Below are 12,082 nucleotides of genomic sequence, written 5' to 3' on the forward strand. Positions count from 1 at the left end.
TATTACAAACAAATAAAAAACAGATACCGAGGAAGTATCTGCTTTTTGGGTTTTGATGAAAAAGATATAGGGTATGTTTTTGTTGCACTTGCAAATTCATTCTAGCATAGGGATTTATTCCTTGCAATAGAGTTGACCAAAGCATAACAATTCTTTACAAACCCTTTATATTCCAATTATCGTTCTTGATTGACCATTGCATAGTATCCATACAACGCATAGCTTTCACCTTTTTTACCAGTTACAATTTCCACTTCCAATTCAGGCAAAAGATGCTCACAAATGATTTTATAAGCTTCTATGTAATTTTTGCCACCGATGATGACGCATTTTTTTACATCTGTCCACTCATGTTCCATTTTATAAGCAAGCATATCAATAACGCCACCAGCAATGATGCCAGTCAACAACGCATTACGCACTGCATTTTCACATACATCAAAGACCTTTGTAGCATGGATGATGCACAAAGCTCTTGCCAAACCATATGTTTTCACTGCATTGTACCCTTGCAAAACATCTTCTGGTTTCATTTTGACATCTTCGTCAGACAATTCACCGCCCAAAATGGTATCTTTTTTGATGGCATAATTCAGTTCACCTGTAAAGTTGGAAACGATATCTGTAACTGCACCATCTTTCAAATACAATAGATGGGTATGTGATCCTGGTGAAATCATAACTCCTTCTGTGCCTTTTGGGAATACACCTTCTGCTACCATGCCAATGGCTTCGATTTCTTCGCCACGAACGCTATTCATCAATGCAATATTTTCCATATTCACCACTTGGTTTGGTTGTGCTGTTTTGGCACCACAAATCAAAATCAATTCTCTATGGAAATATTTGTCTTCTTGGTGCAAATAACGAGAATCCCACAGCTTTTTCACATCAACAGGTGTACTGATATGAGGTACTTCTACAATGCCAAACACATAAGTCACCATACCAGACAAGCAAATGCTTTCAATATCGCTATCTTGTAAGTGATTGCGTTCCAATGCAATATCGTAAATTTCTTTCAGACCCTTCAAAAGCACATCATTGCTACCAGAAATGGCAGAATCTTTTGTTCCAACATTGGCAATGACAGTATCAATGGTTTGCATATTTTGAATCAAATAGAGCTTAGAATTGCTTGTTCCAGAATCCACATAAACTTGATACATAATTCCCTCCATATTCCTATATAATATTTATTTTTTGTCATATAAAATCTTTTTTATTATATAATTAAATTTTTCTAGTGTCAATGTATATGGAAGATGTACAATATTTTCGTGATTTTTCACAAAAACTGTATGGTGTGCACAAAATCTTTTTTTCATAAAATAGCTTGAAATCAGGATTTCAAGTTGTAGTCAGTAGTAAAAAAGACGATTTCCTCGCACAAGTGATTCTACGAATCACCTAGAAATCGCTTTTTGTCCTCGACGAAATGCGATTCCGTCTGCGGATTAAAGTCTGCGACGCTAAAAACAAAAAGACCTTTAATTTTTTGACAGACTAAAGGCATACCCCATAAGATATGCCCCATTTGTTTGTCTTATTTCTTCATTTGACCCAAGCGCTCTTCCACTTGTTCCAACATTGCTCTATATTTATCTTCTTTTGCTTTTTCTTCATCAATAACTGCTGCTGGTGCTTTTGCAACAAATCCTTGGTTGGAAAGTTTTTTCACTACTCGATCAATTTCTTTTTCAAGTTTTGCTTTTTCTTTTTCCAAACGTTCGATTTCTTTTGCAAAATCAACCAATTCTGCCAAAGGCATATAGATGGTTGCATCTGTGATTACCAAAGAAACTGCATCTTCTCCAATGCCTTCTGGTTTTTCAGAAACAATGACTTCACTTGCGTGACCCAAAGTTTTGAAGAATACTTTGGAATGTTCGAAGATATGACGCACTTCTTCTTTTTCAGAAACAACAAATACTTGTACTTTTTTGGAAGGTACAACGTTCATCTCTGCACGTACGTTACGGATGTTACGCACTGCTTCTTTGATTGCATCAATTTCCATTTCGCTTTCTTTGTAGTTCCATTCTTCGGAATATACAGGGAAGTTGGAAATCATGATACTTTCTTCTTCATCTTGCAAAGCTGTAAAGAGTTCTTCTGTGATAAATGGCATAAATGGATGCATCATTTTCAAACCATTGATGAGAACTGTTTGCAATGTCCAAAGTGCAGCATCTCTTGTTTCGTCTTCTGTATTATACAAACGAGGTTTTACCATTTCGATGTACCAGTCACAGAATTCATCCCACAAGAAATCATATACTTTTTGAACAGCAAGCCCCATGTCATATGTGTTCATATTATCATCAAATTCTTTTGCCAAAGTATTGAATTTGGAAAGAATCCATTTGTCTGCTGCTGTCAAGTTGGCATTGGAGTATTCTTTGCCTTCTTCTACGTTCATCATAACGAATTTGGAAGCATTCCAGATTTTGTTACAGAAGTTACGACAGTTGTCCAAACGTTCCCAATAGAAACGCATATCGTTACCAGGCGCATTACCTGTAATCAACATCAAACGAAGTGGGTCAGCGCCATAGTTGCCAATTACTTCCAAAGGATCGATACCATTGCCCAAAGATTTAGAGAATTTACGTCCTTGGTCATCACGAATCAAACCATGAATCAAAACGTCATGGAATGGAATTTCGCCCATTTGTTCCATACCAGAGAATACCATACGAATTACCCAGAAGAAGATGATATCATAGCCTGTAATCAATGTACCTGTTGGGTAGAAGTGATCCAATTCTTCTGTATTTTCTGGCCAGCCCAATGTGGAGAAAGGCCACAATGCAGAACTGAACCATGTATCGAGTGTATCTGGATCTTGTTCAATATTTTTGGATTTACAAGCTTCACAACAATCTGGTGTTGTTTTGGAAATTGTGATATGACCACAATCTGCACAGTAGTAAGCTGGAATTCTATGTCCCCACCAAAGTTGACGAGAAATACACCAATCACGAATATTTTCCAACCAATGCAAGTATGTTTTGCCGAAACGGTCAGGAATGATGCGCATTTCTTTATTTTTGTATACATCAATAGCAGGCTTTGCCATTTCTTCCATTTTTACGAACCATTGCAATTTGATGAGAGGTTCTACAGGTGCATTACATCTTTCATGGCAACCAACTGCGTGTTGGATGTCCTCGATTTCCACCAAATAGCCATCTTCTTTGAGCTCTTTGATGATGGCTTCTCTACATTCGTAACGATCCATACCTTCATATTTGCCAGCATTTTCGTTCATAGTACCATCGTCATTCATAACGTTGATACGTGGAAGATTATGACGTTCTCCAACCATAAAGTCATTAGGGTCATGAGCAGGTGTAATTTTAACAACGCCAGTACCAAAGTCTTTTTCTACATAGGTATCTGCAATGATAGGGATTTCTGTATTCATAATTGGCAAAATACAGAATTTACCAACCAAGTCAGCATATCTTTCATCATCTGGATGTACCGCAATTGCAGTATCACCAAGCATGGTTTCTGGTCTTGTAGTAGCCAAACGCAAGCGTTTATCGGAACCAACGATTGGATATTCAATGTGGTAGAAATGACCAGCTGTATCCACATGGTTTACTTCTGCATCAGAGATGGTGGTTTGACAAACAGGACACCAGTTGATGATTTTTTCACCACGATAGATATAGCCTTTTTCATACAAACGAGCGAATGTTTCCAAAACTGCATCAGAACAACCTTCGTCCATTGTGAAACGAACACGATCCCAGTCACAAGAACAACCAAGTTTTCTCAATTGGTTCAAGATGATACCGCCATATTCTTCTTTCCAATCCCAAGCACGTTCCAAGAAGCCTTCACGACCAACATCGGATTTGGTCAAGCCTTCAGATGCCATTTTTTCTACTACTTTCAATTCTGTAGAAATGGAAGCATGGTCAATACCAGGTACCCAAAGTGCATTATAACCAGACATTCTTTTCCAACGAATGAGGATATCTTGCATGGTGTTATCCAAAGCATGTCCCATATGCAATTGACCTGTGATATTTGGTGGTGGCATTACGATACAATATGGTTTTTTATCTCTATCTACTTCTGTGTGGAAATATTTCTTTTCCATCCAAGTTTGGTACAAACGTTCTTCAACCACTGCAGGGTCGAAATTTTTTGCCAATTCCTTCATGTGTTCTCCTCCTAATTCATCCCAATACATCCATAATCTAGTATTTGATTCGGGTGAACACATAGGTTCACCCCTACAAGTTCATTTTTCAATGTTTTTGTAGGGGCAGTCCTGTGTGACCGCCCGTTATATGTCCCAAAATTACGCAACATACAAAAAGAGCTTCCATCCAACAAAAGGACGAAAGCTCGTGGTACCACCTTAATTCCTGCTTCAAAAGAAGCAAGCACTCTATGACCTATAACGCAATCAACCGTTTTCACCTACGCAAATAATTCTTCAGTGAAACAACTCCAAAGCTACCTTCCACATGTCCATTTGCAAAGGGTTTACAGCCGATGACCCTCATTCTCTATCCAATGACCTTGTGTACTCCTCTTTTTCATTGTCTTTTACAATCTCTATGAAGAGTTTAGTCAATTTTCACGAATTTGTCAAGTGAAAATCTTTATTTATTTTGTATACATATAGCTCATCTATCATTTCAGCATCAAACTCATTTGAATTGGTTGCTATTTGCATCGTATACATAGTCAATTGCAGCCAATTTTGCAGTCAATTCTGATACCACTACGCCTTCTTCTTGGCAAAGCAGTTCCAAGTTGGAATAGGTATCTCTCAATTTTGTATTGATTACACTCAACAGCATCACTGGGTCTTTTGGTAAATTTGACATATTTGTTCCTTTCTCATTTTCATTGCCACAAAAGCGGAATGGTCAAGACCATTCCCTACATGATATATTTATATTTTACAACAGTTCGCCATTTGCGATACGTTTTTGCAAGTCCAAAACCTTTGTATGGATGGTTTTCATGGTTTCTAGGAATACAGAATCCTCTGCACCTGAAGGATCGTCTAAGCCCCAATCTTCTCTATATTTACAAGGAAGAAATGGACAGTTCACATTACAACCCATGGTAATGACCACATCCACTTCTGGAATGTCTCCTAGCAATTTGCTACTTTGTGTCGCTTCCATATCAATTGCATACACAGCTTTCATCAAACGCACTGCATCTTGATTGATTTGTGGTTTGGTTTCTGTACCTGCTGAATAGCTTTCAAATGTATCAGATGCAAGCATTTTGCCTAGAGCTTCTGCCATTTGACTTCTACAAGAATTATGCACACATACAAATGCAACTTTTGGATTTTTCATATTCTTTCTCCTTATTTTTCTCTTTGGGTTTTGGAAACGTTGAGCAAAATACCAATCATAATCGCCAAAAACAACAGCGATGTACCTCCATAGCTAATAAAAGGCAATGGTTGCCCTGTATTTGGAATGGTATTGGTTACAACACCCATATTGATGATGGCTTGGAATGCAATAACTGAAATAATCCCCGTTGCCACCAAAGTTCCATACAAATCTCTTGCTCGAATTGCAATACGAACACCACGCCATATGAGAATTGCAAACAACATAATCACCAGACCAGCACCCAAAAGACCCAATTCTTCACATATGATGGAGAAAATAATATCATTATGGGATTCTGGAACAAATGTTTTTTGACGACTTTGACCAAGTCCCAAGCCAAATACACCACCAGATGCAACTGCATATAAGCCTTGGATGATTTGATATCCATCACCCGTTGGATCAGACCAAGGATCTTGCCAAATTGTGATTCGACTCATACGATAAGAAAAATTCACAACTGCCAATGCACCAAGAGGAATCATCGCCAATGCACCTGCCACCAAATATCTAATTTTAGGCGCACCTACAAACAACATTGCCAAACCCATCAACAACACCAAAAGTGCTGATGAAAAGTTGGATTTTGCAATCAAAACAACAGGAATACCCAAAATAGCAAGTGCTTTTACAAATCCTTTGAAGGTATTCATCTCATTTCTATGCTTCACAATATAGTGTGAAAAATAAATTGCCAATGCACACTTAGTTACTTCTGAAGGTTGGAATTGCACTACACCCGGAATCCCAAGCCAACGCACCTGACCACCAGCTTCGATACCCACACCTGGAATCCATAAAAGTGCCAACATAAAATTGGATACCCAATAACCAAGAAATGATATTCTTCGAAACTTTGTATAGGGAACTGCCATGACAACCAAAATAGCTACCAAACTCAGAGCCACCCATTGACCTTGTTTTTTCAGATAATAAAACATATCATTATTGTATTCTGTACTGATCATGGTTGTATAATAGCTGGCACTAAAAATCATCACCACACCAAATAACATCAGTGTGATGGTAATGAATAACACTGTAAAATCAAAGGAACTGGGCCCTAGATGTTTTTGCGTATATGTAGGTTGTTTTTTTCTGCCCTGATCCATTTTTTCACCTCTTTATTTAAAAATTACGTACCAATTCTTTGAACATATCACCACGTTGTTCATAATTATCAAACATACCCCAACTTGCACATGCTGGTGAAAGCAAAACGCAATCGCCTTCTTTTGCGGAATTTTTACACAATTCCACTGCTTCTGCAAAGGTTTCGCAAATGTTGGTATTGGTGAACCCAAATTTTGCTGCTGATTCTGCAATTTGGTTTGCAGTTGCACCAATGAGCACCAATTTCTTCACACGTCCAGCAAAGAGTTTTGTCCAATCGTCAAAGGAAACACCTTTGTCATATCCACCGCCAATGAGCACAATGGGTCTATCCATTGCCAAAACTGCACGTATGGATGCATCTGTATTGGTACCTTTGGAATCGTTGTAGTATGCCACACCATTTTTGGTTGCCACATATTCAATTCTATGTTCCACGCCTGAAAACTTGCGTAAAACTTTACGTATGGTTTCCATATCCACATGTGCAACCATTGCCATTGCAACAGCTGCCATAACATTTTCATAATTATGAACACCCAAAACTTGCACTTCTTTTACCGACAAAACCACTTCTGTTTTGCCAGACCAAGAAACCACAATATCATCACCATCCAAGTAAATGCCTTCTTCCAAAACTTCAGAACTGCTAAACCAAAAGACTTTTGCTTTGGTTTTCTTTTCCATTTTACGACATTCCTCATCCCCATAGTTCAAAATACAGAAATCAGATTCCACTTGGTTTTGGAACACTTTTTCTTTCATTTCGATATACACTTCCATGGTTTTATGACGATTCAAATGGTCTGGTGAAATGTTGAGCACTGCTGAAATATGTGGATGAAATGTTTTTGCTTTTTCCATTTGGAAACTACTGATTTCTGCAACCACCCAATCATTTTCTGTCAGTTCTTCTACTTTGCCACTATAAGAAACACCAATATTACCTACAACCGCTGTATTTGTATATTTTTCTTCCATCAATTGACCCACAAGTGTTGTTGTGGTGGTTTTGCCATTGGTGCCTGTGATGGCTGTAATGGGACACTGTGTCATAGTAGATGCCAATTCCACTTCACTGATGACTGGAACGTTTGCCGCTTCTGCTGCCAAAATAAAAGGCAAATCACAAGGAATTCCTGGACTTAGGACAATTAAGTCTTGTCCACATGCGATATCATCTGGATTTTGACCCAAATACAAGGTAATTCCCTTTGCTTCCAATGCATCACAATCTGCAATGGCATCATGTTGTTTCATATCTTGCAATGTCACATTTGCACCCAAATGACAAAGGAGTTCAGCAGCTGCAATACCGCTTTTTGCCATCCCACAAACAAGAACATTTTTGTTTTCATAATTCAATATATATCATCCTTTCCAAAAGGTTTATAAGGTGTTTTTTCTTAAAATAAATTACAATAAACAGAATAGTACCTAAATGTGTAACTACTAAATTATGCTTATACTCTCACGTAGTGAGATTAGTGAAAAGTGAAGAACAAAACCTACGGGCGACCAATGGTACGCCCCTACAAGCATACGCCAACGTACTGTCATTCTGAGGAGAGTTTCGCAGCAACGAAGAATCTTAGTTTTGCGGTCGATTCGTGAATCACCCCTACAAATGCGTATTTTGTTTACAGCGTTTCAAACTATTCATTATTCACCATTAAGCCTATTTATCTACAATTGAAATTAAAACAAATGTTCACAAGCCAAGAACCCTATCAAACAGAACATAGCTGTTGCAACATAGAACAAGGTGACAACCTTAGTTTCACGCCAACCACATTTTTCCAAGTGATGATGGAAAGGTGCCATTTTGAATAATCTATGTCCTTCTCCATATTTTTTCTTAGTCAATTTGAAATATCCCACTTGCAACAAAACTGTGATGGATTCCCAAAGATATACAAATCCAACAATGATGATAAACAATGGCATTTGCAACAAGAATGCTGTAGACACCACAAAACCACCCAATGCAAGGGAGCCAGTGTCACCCATAAACACCTTTGCAGGATAGCAATTGAAGATCAAGAAAGCAAGCAAACCGCCTACAATTGCACCACAGATTGGTGAAATGGTGCTGCCAGCAACCCAAGCCACAATGCCAAAGAAGGTTGCAACAATAAGAGTTACCCCACCAGCCAAACCATCCAAACCATCGGTCAAGTTGACACCATTGACAGTGCCAAGTACTGCCACATATAGAAATGGTACAAACAAAATACCCAAGTCCAACAAATATCCATTGGTGAATGGAATATAGATTCCAGTACCCAAACCAGATATATGAAGATAATGTGCAAAGCCACCTGTGACAATGATTTGCAAAATCAATTTTTGATATGCACGAAGTCCCAAAGAACGTTTCTTCACAACTTTGATATAATCATCCAAGAAGCCAATGATTCCATAGCCAATGGTCATCAAAACCACTGCCAAACCATCTGTATTCCCTTTCAAAAAGAATGCGGACGCAACCAAAAACGCCAACAAAAACGCCATACCACCCATAGTTGGAGTACCTTGTTTTTGCAAATGGCTTTCTGGACCATCATCACGAATGGTTTGACCAAATTTCATTTTGTGTAACATTGGTATCAACACTGGACACAAAATCACACCTACAACAAACGATATTATAATGGCATACACTGCCTGCTCTAAAGAACCCATTAGTCCACTCCTTGCAATTTATCTACTGTTTTTTCCAAAGCCATAGAACGAGAACCCTTTACCAAAATGGTATCGGTATCTTCGATTTGTTCTATGCCTTCTTTCCAAAATTCTTCTTGATTTGCATATAGGTACACATTGGAAAGTCCACCTTCCAAAGCACCTTCTTTGACACATTCCCCATGATTTCCAATGAAGAACAACACATCTATGCCCACTTTGGCAGCATATGCACCCACATCTTTATGCATTTCTGGTGCGTATTCACCCAGTTCACCCATAAATCCTAGGATTGCTATTTTTCTATGTTCTGCTGTTTGCAAAATATCCAAAGATGCTTTCACAGAAACTGGATTTGCATTGTATACATCATTCAAAATGGTCAATCCTGATTCCAAATGGATGACATTCATACGATTTTTGGTTGGTACAAAGGTTTCAATCCCTTTTTTGATTTCTTCCAAGGAAAGACCCAATTCCAAAGCCACTGCTGTCGCTGACAAAGCATTGGACACCATATGTACACCTGGCATTGGTACCATCACTTCTACAGTACCTTTTTCTGTGTGAATTTTACATTTGGTCGCTTCCATACCAACGATTTCCAAATCATCTGCATAAATATCCTTATGGTCATCTACACCAAACCATCTAATTTTTTGTGGCAATTTTCCATCCAAAGTAGCAAGCATATCATTATCCACATTGAGGATTGCAACACCATCTTCTGTCATATGGTCAAACATCTCGCATTTTGCTTCCATAATGCCTTCACGACTACCTAAAAACTCAATATGTGCCACACCCACATTGGAAATTAAGCCAATATCAGGTTGTACCACTTCTGCCAAAGCATGAATTTCACCAAAATGATTCATCCCCATTTCAATGATAGCCAGTTCGTGTTCTTCTTCCAAACGAAATAGAGTCAAAGGTACACCCAAATCGTTGTTGTAATTGCCTGCTGTTGCCAGAACATTATATTTCTGTGCCAAAACAGAAGAAACCATATCCTTGGTTGTGGTTTTGCCAACACTGCCTGTGATGCCCACAAATGGGATTTGGAACTGGTCTCTATAATATTTTGCCAAAGCCAACATTGCTTTTCTGACGTTTTCTACAAGTAAAATTACACTGCCTGATTGCAAAGGTACTTCTTTTTCACACAAACAAGCAGCCACTTTTTTTTCGTAACATTGTGGAATGAAATCATGTCCATCCAAACGTTCGCCAATGATTGCCAAGAACAAAGTTGTTGCATCTACAGTTCTAGAATCTTGGGAAATGGTTGTGATTTCCAACTCTTTTACGGTTTGCAAATCATCCAAAGTCAAAATCTTTGCATGTGTTGCTTTTGCGATTTCACCTATGGTCATTTTTTTCATACACAATCTCCTCCAAACAACTTGCGTACTTCTTCCATATCATCAAAATGAATGGTTTCATTTGCGAAAATTTGATATGTTTCATGTCCTTTGCCAGCAATGACAATGACATCGCCAACTGCTGCCATGGATACAGCCTTCTCAATGGCTTCACGTCTATCTACAATTTTTTCATAATCACAATTGGTTTCCAAAATACCCACTTCCACATCATTCAAAATAAGGTTTGGATCTTCTGTTCTTGGATTATCTGATGTGATGATGGCATATCCTGAATAGTTGCCTGCAATTTGACCCATAATCGGTCTTTTTGTGGTATCACGATCGCCACCACAGCCAAATACAGTGATGATACGTCCTGTGACAAACTCACTTGCTGTTTGCAACACATTTTCCAAACCATCTGGTGTATGTGCATAATCCACCACAGCTTGGAACCCTTTTTTGTGACCAATGGTTTCAAATCGACCACGAACACCTTTGTTTTCTGTGATACCAGCCACAACATCCTCTACTGGAACACCCAAAAGAAGGGATGCACCAATGGCACCCAAAGCATTGTATACGCTGAATTTGCCTGAAGTATGCAAATGCACAGGATATGTAACCCCTTGCCAATCAAAGGTAAAATCTACACCCAAGCCTGTGATTTTGATGTTATTTGCCATCAAATCTGCTTTGTTGTCAATACCAAAGGTAAGCACTTCGCCTTTTGCAACAGATTTCATGTATTCACCAGCTGCATCATCAATGTTAATGACAGATTTTTCTGCCATCTGGAACAATTCTGATTTTGCAATCTTATAGTTTTCCATGGTTTTGTGATAATCCAAATGGTCTTGTGTCAAATTGGTGAACACACCAACTGCAAAATGCACACCAGCCACTCGTTTCAAATCCAAGGCATGGGAAGAAACTTCCATCATCACATGGGTTACATCTTCTGATTGCATTTGAGCAAACAAACCTTGTAATTCTTTGGATTCAGGTGTGGTTCTTTCTGTTGGAATGACTTTGTCGCCAATTCTATTTTCAATGGTACCAATGATACCCATTTTCTTGCCTATTTTACCTAAAATGGATTGCAACAAATAGGTTGTGGTGGTTTTGCCATTTGTACCTGTGATGCCAATAACAGCCAACTCTTTGGATGGATCACCATAAAATGCAACCGACATATCTGCCAAAGCAATTCTACTATTTTCCACTGCAACCACTGTGATTTCTTCTGAAATATCTTCTGGCATATGCTCACAAATCAAAGCTGTTGCACCCTTTTCCACTGCCATTTTTGCAAATTTATGTCCATCTGCTTGCAACCCTGTGATGCAAACAAATACATCGCCTTTTGTTACTTTTCGTGAATCATATTCTATTTTTTCTACCAGACAACAAGTATCCCCTTGCAATGTGGTATGTGTTGTTTGTTGCAAAAGTTGTTTCAGTTCCACAACGAACCTCCTTGTATGTTTTGTTTCATATATTCAAATAAATCTCTAACAGAAAAAGTAT

Annotated in this window: 9 protein-coding genes and 1 other annotated feature; all 9 genes read right to left on the minus strand. The window is 38.4% G+C overall.

Features of this window, described 5'->3' with window-relative positions:
* Window positions 1-176: 176 nt before the first annotated feature.
* Window positions 177-1,169 (minus strand): 2-dehydro-3-deoxygalactonokinase, encoded by a 993-nt coding sequence (locus MJY40_RS08190; protein WP_317853758.1) that lies wholly within the window; start codon window positions 1,167-1,169, stop codon window positions 177-179.
* Window positions 1,170-1,546: 377 nt separating this feature from the next.
* Window positions 1,547-4,180, minus strand: a complete 2,634-nt coding sequence (locus tag MJY40_RS08195; protein WP_317853759.1) for a valine--tRNA ligase — start codon at window positions 4,178-4,180, stop codon at window positions 1,547-1,549.
* 173 nt (window positions 4,181-4,353) lie between these two features.
* Window positions 4,354-4,575: a binding site (T-box leader), on the minus strand.
* A 101-nt stretch (window positions 4,576-4,676) separates the two neighbouring features.
* The gene (locus MJY40_RS08200) at window positions 4,677-4,856 is read right to left on the minus strand and encodes a DUF4250 domain-containing protein (protein WP_317853760.1); all 180 of its coding nucleotides are present in this window, start codon (window positions 4,854-4,856) and stop codon (window positions 4,677-4,679) included.
* A gap of 75 nt (window positions 4,857-4,931) precedes the next feature.
* Window positions 4,932-5,342, minus strand: coding sequence for an arsenate reductase ArsC (locus MJY40_RS08205; protein WP_317853761.1), 411 nt, complete (start codon window positions 5,340-5,342; stop codon window positions 4,932-4,934).
* A gap of 11 nt (window positions 5,343-5,353) precedes the next feature.
* Window positions 5,354-6,499 (minus strand): putative lipid II flippase FtsW, encoded by a 1,146-nt coding sequence (ftsW, locus tag MJY40_RS08210; RefSeq protein ID WP_317853762.1) that lies wholly within the window; start codon window positions 6,497-6,499, stop codon window positions 5,354-5,356.
* Window positions 6,500-6,515: 16 nt separating this feature from the next.
* Window positions 6,516-7,865 carry a UDP-N-acetylmuramoyl-L-alanine--D-glutamate ligase gene (murD, locus tag MJY40_RS08215; protein WP_317853763.1) on the minus strand — a complete coding sequence of 450 codons (1,350 nt, stop codon included), beginning with the start codon at window positions 7,863-7,865 and terminating at the stop codon, window positions 6,516-6,518.
* Between the two features lie 333 nt (window positions 7,866-8,198).
* Window positions 8,199-9,185: a phospho-N-acetylmuramoyl-pentapeptide-transferase gene (mraY, locus tag MJY40_RS08220; RefSeq protein ID WP_317853764.1), complete on the minus strand. Its 987-nt coding sequence runs from the start codon at window positions 9,183-9,185 to the stop codon at window positions 8,199-8,201.
* Entirely contained in the window at window positions 9,185-10,570 is a 1,386-nt protein-coding gene (locus MJY40_RS08225) for a UDP-N-acetylmuramoyl-tripeptide--D-alanyl-D-alanine ligase (RefSeq protein ID WP_317853765.1), read from the minus strand. The genes mraY and MJY40_RS08225 overlap by 1 nt, the downstream gene beginning before the upstream one ends.
* The gene (locus MJY40_RS08230) at window positions 10,567-12,021 is read right to left on the minus strand and encodes a UDP-N-acetylmuramoyl-L-alanyl-D-glutamate--2,6-diaminopimelate ligase (RefSeq protein WP_317853766.1); all 1,455 of its coding nucleotides are present in this window, start codon (window positions 12,019-12,021) and stop codon (window positions 10,567-10,569) included. Before MJY40_RS08230 ends, MJY40_RS08225 begins: the two co-directional genes overlap by 4 nt.
* Between the last annotated feature and the right edge of the window lie 61 nt (window positions 12,022-12,082).

Source organism: Chakrabartyella piscis (genome assembly GCA_030067835.1).
Taxonomy (GTDB): domain Bacteria; phylum Bacillota; class Clostridia; order Lachnospirales; family Anaerotignaceae; genus Chakrabartyella; species Chakrabartyella piscis.